At 60.9% G+C, this 15745-nt stretch carries 13 protein-coding genes; 8 read left to right on the top strand and 5 right to left on the bottom strand.

Features of this window, described 5'->3' with window-relative positions; all coding sequences use genetic code 11:
• The 4 genes from CTATCC11996_RS08195 to CTATCC11996_RS26190 all read left to right on the top strand — a co-directional run bounded on the left by CTATCC11996_RS08195 (nucleotide 1) and on the right by CTATCC11996_RS26190 (nucleotide 5163).
• Nucleotides 1–1221, top strand: coding sequence for an acyl-CoA dehydrogenase family protein (locus CTATCC11996_RS08195; RefSeq protein WP_003075040.1), 1221 nt, complete (start codon nucleotides 1–3; stop codon nucleotides 1219–1221).
• 38 nt (nucleotides 1222–1259) lie between these two features.
• Nucleotides 1260–2273, top strand: a complete 1014-nt coding sequence (locus CTATCC11996_RS08190) for a Bug family tripartite tricarboxylate transporter substrate binding protein (RefSeq protein WP_003075039.1) — start codon at nucleotides 1260–1262, stop codon at nucleotides 2271–2273.
• Between the two features lie 99 nt (nucleotides 2274–2372).
• Nucleotides 2373–4421 carry an ABC-F family ATP-binding cassette domain-containing protein gene (locus CTATCC11996_RS08185; protein WP_003075037.1) on the top strand — a complete coding sequence of 683 codons (2049 nt, stop codon included), beginning with the start codon at nucleotides 2373–2375 and terminating at the stop codon, nucleotides 4419–4421.
• Between the two features lie 520 nt (nucleotides 4422–4941).
• Nucleotides 4942–5163, top strand: a complete 222-nt coding sequence (locus CTATCC11996_RS26190) for a hypothetical protein (RefSeq protein ID WP_034348456.1) — start codon at nucleotides 4942–4944, stop codon at nucleotides 5161–5163.
• Here CTATCC11996_RS26190 and phbB read toward each other — a convergent pair.
• The 3 genes from phbB to CTATCC11996_RS08165 all read right to left on the bottom strand — a co-directional run bounded on the left by phbB (nucleotide 5160) and on the right by CTATCC11996_RS08165 (nucleotide 9377).
• The gene (gene phbB / locus CTATCC11996_RS08175; protein ID WP_003075030.1) at nucleotides 5160–5897 is read right to left on the bottom strand and encodes an acetoacetyl-CoA reductase; all 738 of its coding nucleotides are present in this window, start codon (nucleotides 5895–5897) and stop codon (nucleotides 5160–5162) included. The genes CTATCC11996_RS26190 and phbB overlap by 4 nt on opposite strands.
• A gap of 260 nt (nucleotides 5898–6157) precedes the next feature.
• Nucleotides 6158–7339, bottom strand: a complete 1182-nt coding sequence (locus tag CTATCC11996_RS08170) for an acetyl-CoA C-acetyltransferase (protein ID WP_003064978.1) — start codon at nucleotides 7337–7339, stop codon at nucleotides 6158–6160.
• Nucleotides 7340–7484: 145 nt separating this feature from the next.
• Nucleotides 7485–9377: a PHA/PHB synthase family protein gene (locus CTATCC11996_RS08165; protein WP_003075028.1), complete on the bottom strand. Its 1893-nt coding sequence runs from the start codon at nucleotides 9375–9377 to the stop codon at nucleotides 7485–7487.
• Between the two features lie 204 nt (nucleotides 9378–9581).
• Here CTATCC11996_RS08165 and CTATCC11996_RS08160 point away from each other — a divergent pair, with 204 nt between their 5' ends.
• The gene (locus CTATCC11996_RS08160) at nucleotides 9582–9896 is read left to right on the top strand and encodes a hypothetical protein (protein WP_003075026.1); all 315 of its coding nucleotides are present in this window, start codon (nucleotides 9582–9584) and stop codon (nucleotides 9894–9896) included.
• Here the strand turns inward: CTATCC11996_RS08160 and CTATCC11996_RS08155 are convergent.
• Together CTATCC11996_RS08155 and maiA are read right to left on the bottom strand one after the other, a co-directional pair.
• Nucleotides 9813–10730 carry a purine nucleoside phosphorylase YfiH/LACC1 family protein gene (locus tag CTATCC11996_RS08155; protein WP_003075024.1) on the bottom strand — a complete coding sequence of 306 codons (918 nt, stop codon included), beginning with the start codon at nucleotides 10728–10730 and terminating at the stop codon, nucleotides 9813–9815. The genes CTATCC11996_RS08160 and CTATCC11996_RS08155 overlap by 84 nt on opposite strands.
• Nucleotides 10731–10740: 10 nt before the next feature.
• On the bottom strand, nucleotides 10741–11406 hold the full coding sequence (maiA, locus tag CTATCC11996_RS08150; protein ID WP_003075022.1) for a maleylacetoacetate isomerase: 666 nt from the start codon (nucleotides 11404–11406) through the stop codon (nucleotides 10741–10743).
• Between the two features lie 162 nt (nucleotides 11407–11568).
• Here maiA and CTATCC11996_RS08145 point away from each other — a divergent pair, with 162 nt between their 5' ends.
• The 3 genes from CTATCC11996_RS08145 (at nucleotide 11569) to CTATCC11996_RS08135 (ending at nucleotide 15732) form a co-directional block, all read left to right on the top strand.
• Nucleotides 11569–12264 carry a fumarylacetoacetate hydrolase family protein gene (locus tag CTATCC11996_RS08145; protein WP_003075020.1) on the top strand — a complete coding sequence of 232 codons (696 nt, stop codon included), beginning with the start codon at nucleotides 11569–11571 and terminating at the stop codon, nucleotides 12262–12264.
• Nucleotides 12265–12402: 138 nt separating this feature from the next.
• Entirely contained in the window at nucleotides 12403–12963 is a 561-nt protein-coding gene (locus CTATCC11996_RS08140; protein ID WP_003075018.1) for an NUDIX hydrolase, read from the top strand.
• Between the two features lie 294 nt (nucleotides 12964–13257).
• Entirely contained in the window at nucleotides 13258–15732 is a 2475-nt protein-coding gene (locus tag CTATCC11996_RS08135) for a putative bifunctional diguanylate cyclase/phosphodiesterase (protein WP_003075016.1), read from the top strand.
• The last annotated feature ends 13 nt before the right edge of the window (nucleotides 15733–15745 follow it).

Genomic DNA, 15745 nt, shown 5'->3' with positions numbered 1-15745 from the left:
ATGAATGCCAAAGACACCATGCAAACCGCATCCCCGAGCTCAGCCTTGCTTGCCATGCCATTTGAGGGCTCGCCGCGCGCGGCCGAGCTGATTGCAGCCTTGCAGAATTTCCTGCAGGGTGAGCTGGCAGAGCTGGCCCAAAAGCACGGCATCAGCCATGACAACAGCGCCAGCAAGGAGTTGCTGCGACAGGTCTGGAAGCGTTCGCGCGAGCTGGGCTTCTACGGCATGACGCTGCCCCGCGCCATGGGCGGGGAAGAGCTCTCGGTGCTGGACCAGGTGCTGATCAAGGAAGCCATCTATGCCAGCGGCTCGCCGTTCGCCCCGCATGTGCTGGGCGAGCTCAGCGGCCCGCCGCGTATCGGCTCTCTGGTGCGCAAGGCCACTCCTTTTCAGATGGAGCAATTCATCGTGCCCGTGGCGCGCGCCGAAAAATCCATCTGCTTTGCACTGACCGAATCCCAAGCGGGATCCGATGCAGGCGCTGTGCAAACCAGGGCCGTGCGCGACGGCGAGCACTATGTGCTGACCGGCAGCAAGCGCTTTATCTCTGGATCGCCGTTTGCCGACTTTGCCGTGCTCATGGCTTCCACCGCCCCCGAGGGCAGCGCCGAACGGGAGATCAGCGCCTTCTTCGTAGACCTGGCCGCACCCGGCGTGGAAGTGGTCAGCGGCTACAAGACCATGGCCGGGCAGTCGCACACCGGCGATATTCATCTGAACGTCGTACGCCTGCCCGTGGCGCAGCTGATTGGCGAACCAGGCCGCGGCCTGAGCCTTGCGCTGGGGCGCATTACCGTCAACCGACTGCTGCACTGCCCCGCCATGCTGGGTCTGGCACAGTGCGCGCTGCGCGATGCGCGCGACTATGCGCTGAGCCGTCAGCAGTTTGGCCGCAGCATTGCCCAGTTCCAGTCCATACAGCACATGCTGGCCGATATGGCCACGGACTGGACGGCCGCCCGCGCGCTGATGATCCAGACCGCCCGCGCGCTGGATGCAGGCATTGATGCACGCGCCCAGGCATCGATGAGCAAGCTGTTTTGCTCGGAAAAAGCCTTTGCCATCGCCGATCGTGCTGTGCAGATCCACGGCGGTGAAGGCGTTGTCCAGGGCCGCCGCGTCGAGTTTCTGTTCCGCATGCTGCGCATGTACCGTGTGCTCACCGGCACCAGCGAGATCCAGCGCAACACCATTGCCAAGGAACTGCTCATGCCCTGACGGGACATAACCAGGCAGCTATAAAACCAGGAGACAAAATGAGCAAGCAATCCTTGAACCCCTCTGTCAGCAACAGCGAGCGTCGCCAGTGGCTTCGCATGGCTGGCGCCAGTCTGGGCGCCGCAGGCCTGAGTGCTGTAGGACTGCCCGCCCAGGCCCAGAGCTGGCCCAGCCGCCCCATCAAATGGGTGGTGCCCTATATGGCGGGTACCGGTCCGGACAATGCCGCGCGCATCGTCTCCGATGCGTTGAGCCAGCAGCTGGGCCAGCCTGTGGTGATCGAAAACCGGCCCGGCGCAGGCGGCAACATCGGTGCGCGCCAGGTCGCCCGCGCTGCCGCTGATGGCTACACCCTGCTGTATTCAGGCTCGCCCATGGCAGCCGCCATGCGCATGTACAAAAACCCGGGCTTTGAGGTGTTCAAGGATTTCCGGCATGTGATGGGCATGTCCCGCTCGGACATTCTGCTCGTGGTTCATCCCGGCTCCGGGCTGCGCAGTCTGGCCGACCTGATCGCCGCCAGCAAATCCCGCGATATCGACTACGCCTCCGGCGGTGTGGGCACACCGTCGCACCTGGGGGTGGAGTTGCTGCTCTCGGCGCTGCAGATCCAGGCCACGCACGTGCCATACAAGGGGGCGTCCGATCTGGTCAACGCAGTGCTGGGCCAGCAGGTGGTGTTTGCAGCTCCTATCTTTTCCGTCGCCTACCCCCATGTGCAGGCCGGCAGGCTGATCCCGCTGGCAGTCGCCGGCGAGCAACGCAATGACAAGCTGCCCCAGGTCCCGACGCTGGAGGAAACCGGCGTGAAGAACGTGCATCTGAGTTCCTGGGGGGGCCTGTCCGTGCCCAGAAACACTCCGGAAGCCGTCACCACCAGGCTGCGCAATGCCATGGATGCGGTGCTGAGCCAGCCCAAGGTGCGCCAGATGCTGGAGATGGATGGCGGCAAGGTGCAGATTCTGGACTCCGCTGCCTACACCCAGGCGTTCGAGTACGAGCTGAAGTTCACCGAAACCATGATGAAGCGCATAGGCCTCCAAGCGGTGTGAGGACTCCGGCAGAGCCGCAATGACCGGTGCGCCGCTGCCGCCTGCTCAATCCCGCAAGCTCCTGGGTCTGCGGGCATTCGCGGATAATCGGCCCCAGTCATGATCAGTCTCAAGAACATCACGCTGCGCCGCGGCACCAAAGTCCTGCTCGACCAAGTCAGCACCACCATCAATCCGGGAGAGTCCGTCGGCCTTGTCGGCCGCAACGGCGCTGGCAAGTCCAGCCTGTTCGCCCTGCTCAACGGCAGCATCAGCGAAGACGGCGGTGATTTTTTCATCCCTCCTCAGTGGCGCATGGCACAGGTAGCCCAGCACATGCCGGAAACCGACGAATCTGCCACCCAGTTCGTACTGGATGGCGACACGCGCCTGGCCGAGCTGAACGCCCAGCTGGCAGCCGCCGAAGCCTCTGGCGATGGCATGGAGATCGCTCAGGCCTATGTGGATCTGGCCGATGCAGGTGCGCATGATGCGGAATCGCGCGCACAAGCCCTGATTCTGGGCCTGGGCTTCAAGGTCTCCGAGCTCGATCACCCCGTCAACAGTTTCTCGGGCGGCTGGCGCATGCGTCTGCAGCTGGCCCGCGCACTGATGGCCCCCAGCGATCTGCTGCTGCTGGACGAACCCACCAACCACTTGGACCTGGATGCCCTGGTCTGGCTGGAGGCCTGGCTCAAGCGCTACAGCGGCACGATGATTGTCATCAGCCATGACCGCGAATTTCTGGACGCCATCACCAACGTCACACTGCAGATCCAGGGCGGGCAGATCAACCGCTACGGCGGCAATTACTCGCGCTTTGAAGAGCTGCGCGCCCAGCAGTTGGAGCTGCAAGCGGCCAGCTTTGCCAAACAGCAGGAGAAAATGGCTCACCTGCAGAAGTTCATTGACCGCTTCAAGGCCAAGGCCAGCAAGGCCAAGCAGGCACAAAGCCGGGTCAAGCAGCTCGAGCGCATGGAAAAGATCGGACCGGTGCTGGCCGAAGCCGAGTTCACCTTCGAATTCAAGGAACCCGCCAATCTGCCCAACCCGATGCTGGCGATTACCGATGCCAGCTTCGGCTATGAAGACGAAGACGGCAAGCAGACCACCATCTTGCGGGGCGTCAACCGCTCCGTGCTGGCAGGCCAGCGCATCGGCATTCTGGGGGCCAACGGCCAGGGTAAGTCGACCCTGGTCAAGACCATCGCCCGCGAAATGAAGGCACTGGCCGGTACCGTCACCGAAGGCAAGGGCCTCAATATCGGCTACTTTGCCCAGCAGGAACTGGACGTGCTGCGCCCCGGCGAAAACCCGCTGGAGCATATGATCCGGCTAGCCAAGGAACTCGGCGCTGCCGCGCCTGCCGCCAGCCGCGAACAGGACTTGCGCAACTGGCTGGGCACTTTCAACTTCAGCGGCGACATGGTCAAGCAGTCTGTGGGCAGCATGAGCGGCGGAGAAAAAGCCCGCCTGGTGCTGGCCATGATCGTCTGGCAACGCCCCAATCTGCTGCTGTTGGACGAACCTACCAACCACCTGGACCTGGCCACCCGCGAAGCGCTGGCCATGGCACTCAACGACTTCGACGGCACCGTCATGCTGGTCTCCCACGATCGCCACCTGCTGCGCGCCGTATGTGAAGACTTCTGGATGGTGGGCCGCGGCGTTGTCGGCCCCTTCGATGGCGACCTGGACGATTACCAGCGCTATCTGCTGGAAGAGTCCAAGCGCCTGCGTGAAGAAGCACGCAATGCCGAACAGCAGGCTGCGAGCACGCCAAAGGTGCAAACTCTGGAAGAAATCAAGCCAAGTCTGCCTGAAGCCTCTGCGCAAAAAGCGCCAGATGTTCCTAAAGCGGAAGCATTTAGCGACAGCGTGGCCGACCCCAAGGAGGCCCGTCGCCTCGCCGCTGCAGCTCGTCAGCAACTGGCCGAAAAGACCAAGCCTTTCAAGAAGGAGCTGGAGCAGATCGACAAGACGCTGCCCAAGCTCAATGCCCAGCGTAGCGCGCTGGAAGAAAAGCTGGCCACGCCCGGTCTGTCCGGTGGCGATATCGTGGAAGCCGGCAAGCAGTTGAGTGCCGTCAATGCTGAAATCGATCAACTGGAAGAGCGCTGGCTGGAGCTTTCGGAGCAGATCGAAGCCGTGTCCATCGAAACCTGCTGAGGCCGTAAAGCAAGCCCTGTCATTGCCCAGCATTGGCAGGGCGCTATTCATTTTGAACAATTGCCGCAGCTGCTGACAACATCAGTAAACGTGAGTTGCATTTTCTTGCGCTGTTGATTCAGCTTCTTGTCAACCTGCAGTTCAGGCCAGGCGTTGAACACGCAACAAAGGAGTGAACTGCAATGACCACTGTTACCGACACCGCCAAAGCCCAGCCCGCACAGGCCGCAGCAGCTATGTCTCTGATGGCTTGGCCCTGGGACGAACGCGATCGCAAGCGTGTCCCCGCATTTGCAGCCTGATTATCACTGGATAAAAGAACAGGTAAAAAATTTCCAAAAAGCTGTCAACGAGCTGAATCCGTCAGACGTTAAACAGACATACAGGAGAGATTCCCATGCAAACCACGAACATCATGTCCATCTGGCCCGAAGACGAACGCGATCGCAAGCGCTAAGCGCTCGCCGCGCAACACTGTGCAGACCAAAGCGCAGTGTGTTGCAGCCAGGTGCCCGGGCAGTTGGCACTGATAGGCCAAAGAACCTACAAGCCTTACTGCCCCGCGCTCGACCAGCCGCTTTGCGAAGTGGCACAGAAACTCAAGACCCGCATGAATGATCTCTGCGGGTTTTGTCATTTGGGCATCATCCCGCTCTTTGCCCACAGGTTTGCAGAGAAAAGCAGCATCGACATGAAAAAAGGAGCCGAAGCTCCTTTTTTCCGAATGCCTGAAAAGGCTTAGTGCATATGCAGGCCGCCGTTGACCGCAAAGTCTGCGCCGGTGGAGTAGCTGCCCTCTTCGGAAGCCAGCCAGGAGATGATGGAGGCGATCTCCGCAGGCTCACCCAGACGCTTGACGGGCACGCCCGACACAATCTTCTCGAGCACATCAGGACGAATGGCCTTGACCATATCGGTGCCGATGTAACCAGGGCTGACTGTATTCACTGTCACGCCCTTGGCGGCCAGTTCCTGAGCCAGTGCCATGGTGAAGCCATGCATACCCGCCTTGGCAGCCGAGTAGTTGGTCTGGCCGGCCTGGCCCTTGGCGCCGTTGACCGAGCTGATGTTGATGATTCGGCCCCAGCCCTTTTCCACCATGTCTGCCACCACCTGCTTGGTGACGTTGAACATGGAGTTGAGGTTGGTTTCGATAACCGACTTCCAGTCGTCGGGCGTCATCTTGACGAACATGCGGTCGCGGGTGATACCCGCGTTGTTGACCAGCACATCGATGTTGCCGTGCTCTGCCTTGGTCTGGTTGAAGGCTTCGACGGTGGATTCCCAATCCCCCACATTGCCGACCGAGGCATAAAACGTGTAACCCAATTGCGCCTGCTCGTCCAGCCACTTGCGGTAGTCGCGCGATGGGCCGCAGCCCGCGATCACCTTGAAGCCATCCTTATGCAAACGCTGGCAGATTGCGGTACCGATACCGCCCATGCCCCCCGTGACGTACGCTACTTTCTGACCCATTCATCTCTCCTGTCAATCAATGGTTATTTCACGATCACACTATCAACGATAAGAATTCTTAGGAATTGCGTATCGTTTTGAACGCCACACACCCTGCACGCTGGCCATGCCAGTATGCAATCGAGCAGGTCCGAATAAGCCCGCTTTCGCCGTGGTTTGCCTCGTGATCTTCCCTAGGGTCGATGAGAAGCTGGCATCAGCGGGCTTCCCAGACTGCTGCGGCCTTCAGGAGCACCGCAGCAGTCTGCAATCCTGAAGCCTCAGCAGGCTTCCACAGCCATAGCAACACCCATGCCACCGCCGATGCACAGGCCGGCCAGGCCCTTCTTGGCACCGCTGCGCTGCATTTCATGCAGCAGTGTCACCAGAATGCGGCAGCCCGATGCACCGATGGGGTGACCGATGGCAATGGCGCCGCCATTGACGTTGACCTTGGCGGTGTCAATGCCCAGATCCTGGTTCACCGCGCAGGCCTGTGCGGCAAAGGCTTCGTTGAGCTCGAACAGGTCCACGTCGGCTGCCTTCCAGCCGGCACGATCCAGCGCCTTGCGCGTGGCGTAGACCGGACCCAGGCCCATGACCTCTGGAGCCAGGCCGCTGGTGGCGTAAGAGACGATCTTGGCCAGAGGCTTGAGGCCCAGAGCCTTGGCCTTGGCAGCCGTCATCACCACCACGGCGGCAGCGCCGTCGTTCAGACCCGAGGCATTGCCGGCTGTCACCGAACCCGCCTTGTCGAAAGCGGGCTTGAGGGTGGCGAGCACATCGGCATTGGTCTTGCGGTTGACGTATTCGTCACTGTCGAACACGATAGGGTCGCCCTTGCGCTGGGGAATGCTCACAGGAACGATTTCGTCCTTGAACTTGCCCGCATCCTGCGCGGCCGCAGCCTTTTGCTGGCTGGCCAGCGCCAGCGCATCCTGCTGCGCGCGGCTGACGTTCTTTTCCTTGGCCACGTTCTCGGCAGTGATGCCCATGTGGTACTGGTTGTAGACATCCCACAGACCGTCCACGATCATGGTGTCCACCATCTTCCAATCACCCATGCGCTGACCGTCGCGTGAATTGGGCACGGCATGGGGCGACAGGCTCATGTTTTCCTGGCCGCCGGCGACCACGATTTCGCTGTCTCCGGTTGCCACGGCCTGAGCCGCCAGCATCACGGCCTTCAGGCCTGAGCCGCAGACGGCATTGATCGTCAGCGCAGGTGTCTCCTTGGCAATGCCGGCCGCCATCATGGCCTGACGCGCAGGATTTTGCCCGGCCGCCGCCGTCAGCACCTGGCCCATGATGACTTCACCGACCTGATCCTTGCCCACCTTGGCACGGGCCAGAGCCTCGGAAATCACGGTCGCACCCAGCTGGGTTGCAGGGATCTTGGCCAAAGAGCCGCCGAACTTGCCGACCGCCGTACGCACGGCCGAAACGATAACGATGTCTTCCATTGCTGACGAACCTTTCTAGGTTTCTTACAAGTGATGCATGCGTGCGGGTTGCATCCTGTTCATCGTGCCACCCGCCGCTTCCTATCACAGTGCAGGCCTTGTTTGCTGCACCGCAATATGGAACTGATTGTGCCTCAGGCCTCGCTCAGGCTTTTGACAGAACGTAGCGACCCGGAGCATCTTCGATGGCTTCATAGGCACGTGCACGGCCATAGCTCTTGGGAGCCGCAAGCTGCTTGCCTGCATGGCTGACCAGCCAGGCACTCCAGTCCGTCCACCAGCTGCCCGGATACTCCGTGGCATCGGCCAGCCAGTCGTTGAATGCACCCGGAAATTCGCCATCCTCACGCAGCCAATGGCTACGCTTGTTCTTTGCTGGCGGGTTGATGACGCCGGCGATATGGCCGGAGGCACCCATCACGAAACGACGCTCGCCACCCAGTACCTGCGACGAGGCATAGGCCGCCGCGACAGGAACGATGTGGTCCTCGCGCGAGCCGTAGATATAGACCGGCATCTTGAGCTGGCTCATGTCGATCTTCTCGCCGCACACGGTCAGCACACCGGGCTTGATCAGATTGTTCTCGAGGTAGAGATTGCGCAGATACCAGGCGTAGAACGGGCCGGGCAGATTGGTGGAGTCGCTGTTCCAGTAAAGCAGATCGAACGGCGGCGGCGTCTCGCCCTTGAGGTAGTTGCCCACCACGTAGTTCCAGACCAGATCGTTCGGGCGCAGAAAGCTGAAGGTGGATGCCATGTCCTGGCCCTTCATCAGCCCGCCCTTGCCCATTTGCATCTCGCGCAGGCGCACCATGTTTTCATCGATGAAGATGTCCAGAATGCCTGTGTCGCGAAAGTCGATCAATGTGGTCAGCAGCGTCATGCTGGCGACGGGAAAAACATGGGCCTGCGCCTTGGCCGCAGCAGTTTTGCTGCTTGTCTTTGCAGCCGCAGCGCGGCTGCGGGGCTTGGCCGCTTGCGGCTGTCCATGCTCGCGGGTATGGCGTGCTGCCAGCACTGCCATGGCGGTGGAGAGCATGGTGCCGCCCACACAGAAACCGAGCACATTGATCTGCGGCGCCTCGCAGATATCCTGAACCGTGCTCACTGCCTTGAGTACGCCATCTTCGATGTAGTCATCCCAGCTCTTGTGAGCCTGGCTTTCGTCGGGATTGCGCCAACTGACCACAAAGGTGCGATGCCCCTGGCTGACGGCATAGCGAATGACGGAGTTGTCCGGCTGCAAGTCCAGAATGTAGAACTTGTTGATGCAGGGCGGCACCATCAGAAAAGGCTTTTCGAATACTTTGGCAGTCAGCGGCTTGTATTCGATGAGCTGGAACAGCTCGTTCTCGAAAACCACAGCGCCTTCGGTGGTCGCCACGTTCTTGCCCACGGTGAACAGGCTTTCGTCGGTCATGGAGACATGACCCTGGCGCATGTCGGCCAGCAGATTGGCAATGCCCTGAGCTAGGCTCTCGCCCTTGGTTTCAACCACCTTGTTGAGCGCATCGGCGTTCAGTGCCAGAAAATTGCTGGGCGCCATGGCCGCCACCCATTGCTCGACTGCAAAACGCACCCGGTTGCGTGTTTTCTCATCGCCCTGAACCGCTTCGGCCATGCCGGTCAGCATGCGACTGCCCAGCAGGTAGTTGGCCGCGGCCATCGATGCAACGGGATTGGCGCTCCACTCGGGCTTGGCAAAGCGCTTGTCCCTGGACAGCAGGGCCTGAATCTGCTTGCCATCCGCGAGCGATTGCACTGACTGCAGGTATTCCTGTTGCAACCCCTGCAGTTTGGCCGCATCGAACTGAACCGCTTGAGCCGGACCCGTTGCCATCTGGGGCATGGCCGATTGCATGGCATCCATGACTCCGGACCAAGGGTTGGGGGCTGCACCCAGACCCGGCATGGCGCTGAGCCCCATGGGAGCACCGGACTGCATCTGCTGAAGCGTCTGGAGGCTCTTGCTCCACTGCTCCTGCCAGAATTGTTGAATGGATTGGCCAGCCTGGCCCCAGCTCGGGTCAAAATTCATGCTTACATCCTAGTCAAGGCAAGCGACCGGCGATCTCAGGGTCTGGGGACGCTTGCGGAATCTGCAATACGGCTCACACGGCGGCATTGTCACCTATGTGCCAGGCAGTTCCGACAAGAAGTAGCTTCATTTAGCCGTTATGAAGCTGTTTTGACACAAAACAACCCGGAGCCAGCATGCTTTCTGGCTCATTACAGAAGCACCATGTACCTCATTGCCATCGCCTGGATGTACGTTGTCGTGATGATGACGATCGCCGAGGCTGCCAGCCCCGGCGGCACCCTGCTGGGTGCATTTTTCACCTTTGTGCTCTATGGTCTGCTGCCGCTTTCCATCGTGCTCTACATACTGGGCACGCCGGCCAGAAAGCGCCGCCTCAAAGCCCGGCAGGAACAGGAAGCACTAGCTGCAGGACACGCGCGCCCCAGCCCCGGCTCAGGCGTCTCGCCAGATGCTGGCTGCCAGCCGCCCGCTGCCGCCCAGACGGACGGCGTCGCGTCGGTGCGAGAAGAATCGTGATGCATTGCTGACCGTGCACCAGGGCAGGCTGCCATCGTTGCCAAAGATTGCAGCAATGCCCAATGCAGCAAGCCGCTGACGTGCCAGCTGCGCCAGATCGGCCAGATATTTGGTGCAGTTGCCCTCCACAGGCACAAAGTGTCGTGCCGCCTCGGCGTCATGCGCCACGAAGATATCCCGCACCTCGGCCCCTACTTCGAAGGACTTGGAACCTATGCACGGGCCCAGCCAGGCCTGAGTGCGAGCGGCAATGCTGGACGGCTTCATGTCGGCCTCTGAAAGCGATTGCTGCGCCTGCACTTTCCGTGAAAAGGACTCGAAAAGCATCTCCAGCACACCGCCGGGCAACGGCCCCTCGGACTGCTGCCTGCCAGGCGGCATGCCGGCCAGACCGCGCCAGCCCGCATGGGCCGCGCCCACGACCAGCCCCGAATCATGGGCCAGCAACACGGGCAGACAGTCCGCCACCATGATGGTGCAGACCACGCCGGCGTCGCCAGTCACACAGGCATCGAAGGCTGCACCATTGGACTCGAGCACATTGCCTGCATCCAGCGTCAGCACGTCCACGCCATGCACCTGCTGCAAGAAGGCCGTGCAGGCACCAGGGGTGCGGGCCTGCAGCGCCGCGTTGAACAGTTCACGGTTGCGGCGCACGTGAGCGGGGTTGTCGCTCACGTGGTCGCCCAGGTTCATGCTGCCCCAGGGTGCCTGACTGACGCCCCCCTCGCGCGAGGTGCAGATGGCATGCACGCCGGGCAGAGCCGGCCAGTCCGGGACCAGCCAGGAGTCGGGCCAGAGGTCCTGTGGACCCGGCCGATAGGACTCGCTCATGGCGCCCTCTTCACTCTGCATCCGGACAGGCCGAGGGATGGGCCTGCTGGAAAGCCGGCAAGGCGTTGCAGCGCTCTGCCACGCCCATCAGGCGCGGCAGCGCATCGAGATTCACGTTGAAGCGCTGGGCGTTGTAGATCTGCGGCACCAGGCAGCACTCGGCCAGCGTGGGCGTGTCGCCCCAGCAAAACGTCGAAGGCGGCAGGCCTGAGGCCTTGCGTTCGGCATCCAGCAGCGCCAGCTGACGCTCGAAGGCTTCGAGGCCCGTGCGCACCCAGTGCGCATACCAGCCATTCTTGGCTTCGTCGCTGACGCCCATTTGGTGCACCAGGTACTTGAGCACGCGCAGGTTGTTGAGCGGATGGATTTCACAGGCCACCATCTGTGCCAATGCGCGCACATGGGCACGGCCCAGTGCATCTGCGGGCAGCAATGGTGTTTGAGCATGGGTCTCATCGAGATATTCGATGATGGCCATGGACTGTGTGAGCCAGTGCCCCTCGTCCGTCACCAGTGCAGGCACCAGCGTGTCGCCCACATGGGAGGCATAGGCCGCAGCCTTTTGTTCGCCGCGCACCAGATGTACGGGCACGGAGTCATAGGACAGCCCCTTGAGTTGCAGCGCAATGCGCACACGGTAAGAGGCGGAAGAGCGGAAATAGGTATGCAGCTTCATGATGCCGCCAGCATAGCGCGAGCCGCGCAGACTGGCATTTTCCCTAGGGCCGGAATACGTAAAAGCCGTCGTGCGCCGTGCCGTCGGCGCTGCCGCATCGTGGCACACTGCTTGCCACATCAACCATTGCTGATTTCAGCGCCTGTTCCTGCCGAGGACTTCATGAGTTACGTGTTCAATCCCCCTGCCGTTGCCAGCCTGCCTGTTGTGGGCCGCGGCGAGCGCTTTCCCATTCACCGCATCTACTGCGTGGGCCGCAACTATGAGGATCACGCCAAGGAAATGGGCTTTACCGGCCGCGAGCCGCCGTTCTTCTTCATGAAGCCTGCGGACGCGACCGTGGCAGTGGAAGCCGGCAGCACCACCACCGTGGCCTATCCCACGCTGACCCAGAATCTGCACCATGAGATCGAGCTGGTCGTCGCCATCGGCAAGGCCGGCAAGAACATCAAGGCAGCCGATGCGCTGCAGTACATCTACGGCTATGCCGTGGGTCTGGACATGACGCGCCGCGACCTGCAAAACGACATGAAGAAGCAAGGCCGCCCCTGGTGTATCGGCAAGGCTTTCGAACAATCGGCCCCCATAGGCCCCATCACTCCGGCCGATCAGGCGGCAGACATCGTCAACGCCGAGATTTCGCTGCAGGTCAATGGCGACTATCGCCAGCGCAGCCACATCCACAAGCTGATCTGGAATATCGCCGAAACCATTGAGCATCTCTCCAGCGCCTGGGAGCTGCAGCCCGGCGATCTGATCATGACCGGCACCCCCGAGGGCGTGGCCGCCGTGGTCAAGGGCGATGTGCTGGAGGGCGCAGTCAGCGGACTTGAATCCATCAAGATACAGATCGCCTGAAAATCCTTGGCGCACAGGCAGTCAGCGCCGACCGGGTACTCGGGGAGTCACAGCGCAATCAAGGTGTGACTCCCTTTTTCATAGCTGTTTGCACATGTTGTACCTGCGCTAGCGGCCTGATTTGCTTATAGTTGCGGAATGATTTTTCGCAGCCCCATCAAGTTCTGCCGCAATTGCGGCACCGCAGTCACCTACCGCGTTCCTGACGATGGGGATACTCGCGAACGTGCCGTTTGCCCGGCCTGCCACACCATCCACTACGAGAACCCGCTCAATGTGGTCGGCACCCTGCCTGTAACGGACGACGGACGCGTGCTGCTTTGCAAACGCAATATCGAGCCGCGCCGCGGCAAATGGACGCTGCCCGCAGGCTTCATGGAGCTGGCCGAAACCACCAGCCGCGGGGCCCAACGCGAAACCGACGAGGAAGCCGGAGCCGACATCGAGTTGGGCAGGCTGTTCAGTCTCATCAACGTGCCCCAGGTGGGACAGGTCCATCTCTTCTATCTGGCCCGCCTCAGAAGCACGCAGTTCTACCCCGGCCCCGAAACCATGGAGGCCCAGTTGTTTGCCGAGGCAGACATCCCCTGGGAAGAAATAGCGTTTCGCACCGTCAAGCTCACCCTGGAGCGCTTCTTTGCCGACCGCAGGGCCGGCGTGCTGGAGCAGCCGCAGGTGCACTGCATAGACCTGCTCTGAGCTGCCAGACTGGTTACCCACTTTCTCACATGAATCACCGCTCTGTCTTGGGGGGACAGAGGAAGTTGTCCGACGCCAGGCTCACCTCTACAGGCCAAAAATTACCAATAAATACAAATTGCGTGTGATCTGACATACCTCCTACGCAATGCTGTGAAAGGTCGAGCATGAGAGCGGGCATCGCGACGGACTTCTGATCGCCAGCAGGACGGCGTCTGCTGGCTGTTTCGTACCCGTACGTCTTGTGAATGCCCTCACTTATGCGTCTAAAGTCTATCTACTGGATGAGGCGTCATGAAGGCATCTTTGAGCCCCGCACTGAAGTCTCAACAATTGCTGCAGCGCGTCTGGGCTTTTGCGCTGCTGGCACTGATTCTGATGCTCAGTGCCAGCTGCAGCCTGTACCTGCTCTCGGCCGTGCGCGCTTTCGTCAACGGAGAAAGCCTCTGGTCCAAGGCCCAGAAGGATGCGATCTACTCGCTGTCCCGTTATGCCGACGAAGGCAATCCAGTGGACTTCGCCCACTACCAGCGGGCCTTGCAGGTGCCGCGTGGCGATGCCGAGGCACGTATTGCCCTCTACGACAAGCCCCTGCGCCTGGACCTGGCGCGCAAAGGCATAGAGCAAGGCCAGAACCACCCCGACGATGTCAGCTCCCTTATCTGGTTGCTGCGCACATTCCGCTATTTCAGCTGGGTGCAGGAGCCCGTCGCGTACTGGAAGATGGGTGACGAATACCTGAACCAGCTCGATACATTGGCCCAGGAAATCCGCCATGGATACGAAGTCGGCAACATCAGCCGCGAAAACATTGCCACCTGGAAGCGCGAGATCGACCTGATCAACCAGGGCGTGACGGCATTAACCAAGGCATTCAGCGACTCCCTGGGCAAAAGCTCACGCAACATCGTCTGGCTGCTGCTCGCCCTCAACGGCGCCCTGGCCATTGGCCTGGTGGGCCTGTGGGTATGGAATACCTGGCGCCTGATCCAGCTGCGAGAGCAGGTTCAAGATGGCCTCAACAGCGAAAAAGAGCGCGCGGAAACCACGCTGGCAGCGCTCAGCGATGCGGTCATCACCACCAATGCCAAGGGCATGGTCAACTATGTCAACCCCGCTGCCATAGGCCTGCTGGGTCTGCAAAAGCAAAGCTATCTGGACAAGCCCATCAAGCAGGTGCTGCAGTTCTACACCATGGACGCCTCCATCACCAGCGAAGGCCTGCTCGCCCAGCTGGTCAGCGAAACCAAGGAAAGCACTGTCGTGCGTGATGAACAAACGCACTGGGTGCGCCGCACCGACCACAGCATCGTGCCGGTCAAGGTACTGGGCTCCGCCATGCAGCGTGAGGGTCAGACATCGGGCGCCGTCTTCGTGCTGCGCGATGTATCGCGTGAGCAGCAGTACATGGACCAGATCTCCTGGAATGCACGCCATGACACGCTGACGGGGCTGGAAAATCGCGGTGAATTCGAGCGGCGGCTGCAAAAGATGCTGACCCAGGGTCTGCACCAGGTCAAGCCCTATGCCCTGCTCTACATCGATCTGGACCAGTTCAAGCTCATCAACGAAACCAGTGGCCATGCCGCCGGTGATGAAGTGCTGTGTGAAGTCTCTCGGATGTTGCAGGCCAATCTGCGCGAAACCGATTGTCTGGCACGCATGGGCGGTGACGAGTTTGCCGTGCTGCTGGAGAACTGCCCTCCTTCCAACGTTGCGAGCATTGCCGAGAAGCTGCGCCTGGCAGCCCAGCAACTGCAAACCACCTGGGGAGAAAAGATATTGCGCACCGGTTTTTCGATCGGTGCCGTGCATGTTCCCGGCGATGCGGTCAATGCCTCCGATCTGTTGCGCATGGTCGATATGGCCTGCTACCAGGCCAAGGAGCGCGGGCGCAACAAGGTCTTTTTCTACAAGGCCGAGGACGGAATCTACAGCCGCTATGTCAGCGAGATGGAATGGGCTACACGCATTCGTACCGCACTGGACGAAGACCGCTTTTGCCTCTATGCCCAGAGCATTGCACCGCTGCAGGCCCGCAAAAACAGCCGCCACAGCGGCATGCACTTCGAAGTCCTGCTGCGCCTGCGCGATGAAAACGGCCAGATCCTAGCCCCCGGACATTTCATACCCGCCGCCGAGCGCTACGGCCTGATGCCATCGCTTGACCGCTGGGTGATCTCCCGGGCCCTGCAGACACTGGCGCAGCAGCCTGGACACGCCAAGCTGGTGGAAACCTGCGCCATCAATCTCTCCGGCCCCAGCCTGGACGACGACGGCCTGCTGGAATTTGTGAAGGAGCAGTTGCAGCAGCACGCAATTGCACCGCAAAAGCTATGTTTCGAAATCACCGAAACCAGCGCCATTGGCAACCTCAGCAATGCCACACGGCTGATTCAGTCACTGCGCGCCCTGGGTTGCCGTTTTGCCCTGGACGACTTCGGAGTCGGCATGTCGTCGCTGACCTATCTGAAGCAGTTGCCCGTCGACTACCTCAAGATCGACGGCGGCTTTGTGCGCGACATGCTCAAGGACAAGGGAGACCACGCCATGGTGGAGATGATCAATCGCATCGGCCAGACCCTGGGCAAAAAGACCATCGCCGAGTTCGTCGAGAGCCGCGAGATCGCCGAGGAACTCATGACCATGGGCGTGGACTATGTGCAGGGCTACGCCATCGCCCGCCCCAAGCCCATGACGACCGAATACTTTGCCCCCACGCAGGAAAACCAGTTGCCGCAGTGGTGCGCCGCGCTGGCCATGAGCTGACAAGCTCGCATAT

The sequence above is a fragment of the Comamonas testosteroni ATCC 11996 genome, from assembly GCF_000241525.1.
In the GTDB taxonomy this organism is placed as follows: Bacteria; Pseudomonadota; Gammaproteobacteria; order Burkholderiales; family Burkholderiaceae_C; genus Comamonas; species Comamonas testosteroni.
Note: the sequence above shows the minus strand (reverse complement) of the source record. Positions and strands in the feature narration are given on the sequence as shown.

What these genes read in the sequence shown, in the direction of transcription:
- CTATCC11996_RS08145 (WP_003075020.1), top strand. Translation starts at nt 11,569, where the DNA reads ATGAGTTACGTGTTCAATCCCCCTGCCGTTGCCAGCCTGCCTGTTGTG.
- CTATCC11996_RS08140 (WP_003075018.1), top strand. Translation starts at nt 12,403, where the DNA reads ATGATTTTTCGCAGCCCCATCAAGTTCTGCCGCAATTGCGGCACCGCA.
- CTATCC11996_RS08135 (WP_003075016.1), top strand. Translation starts at nt 13,258, where the DNA reads ATGAAGGCATCTTTGAGCCCCGCACTGAAGTCTCAACAATTGCTGCAG.
- CTATCC11996_RS08190 (WP_003075039.1), top strand. Translation starts at nt 1,260, where the DNA reads ATGAGCAAGCAATCCTTGAACCCCTCTGTCAGCAACAGCGAGCGTCGC.
- CTATCC11996_RS08170 (WP_003064978.1), bottom strand. Translation starts at nt 7,339, where the DNA reads ATGGAAGACATCGTTATCGTTTCGGCCGTGCGTACGGCGGTCGGCAAG.
- maiA (WP_003075022.1), bottom strand. Translation starts at nt 11,406, where the DNA reads ATGAAGCTGCATACCTATTTCCGCTCTTCCGCCTCTTACCGTGTGCGC.
- CTATCC11996_RS08195 (WP_003075040.1), top strand. Translation starts at nt 1, where the DNA reads ATGAATGCCAAAGACACCATGCAAACCGCATCCCCGAGCTCAGCCTTG.
- CTATCC11996_RS08185 (WP_003075037.1), top strand. Translation starts at nt 2,373, where the DNA reads ATGATCAGTCTCAAGAACATCACGCTGCGCCGCGGCACCAAAGTCCTG.
- CTATCC11996_RS08155 (WP_003075024.1), bottom strand. Translation starts at nt 10,730, where the DNA reads ATGAGCGAGTCCTATCGGCCGGGTCCACAGGACCTCTGGCCCGACTCC.
- CTATCC11996_RS08165 (WP_003075028.1), bottom strand. Translation starts at nt 9,377, where the DNA reads ATGAATTTTGACCCGAGCTGGGGCCAGGCTGGCCAATCCATTCAACAA.
- CTATCC11996_RS08160 (WP_003075026.1), top strand. Translation starts at nt 9,582, where the DNA reads ATGTACCTCATTGCCATCGCCTGGATGTACGTTGTCGTGATGATGACG.
- phbB (WP_003075030.1), bottom strand. Translation starts at nt 5,897, where the DNA reads ATGGGTCAGAAAGTAGCGTACGTCACGGGGGGCATGGGCGGTATCGGT.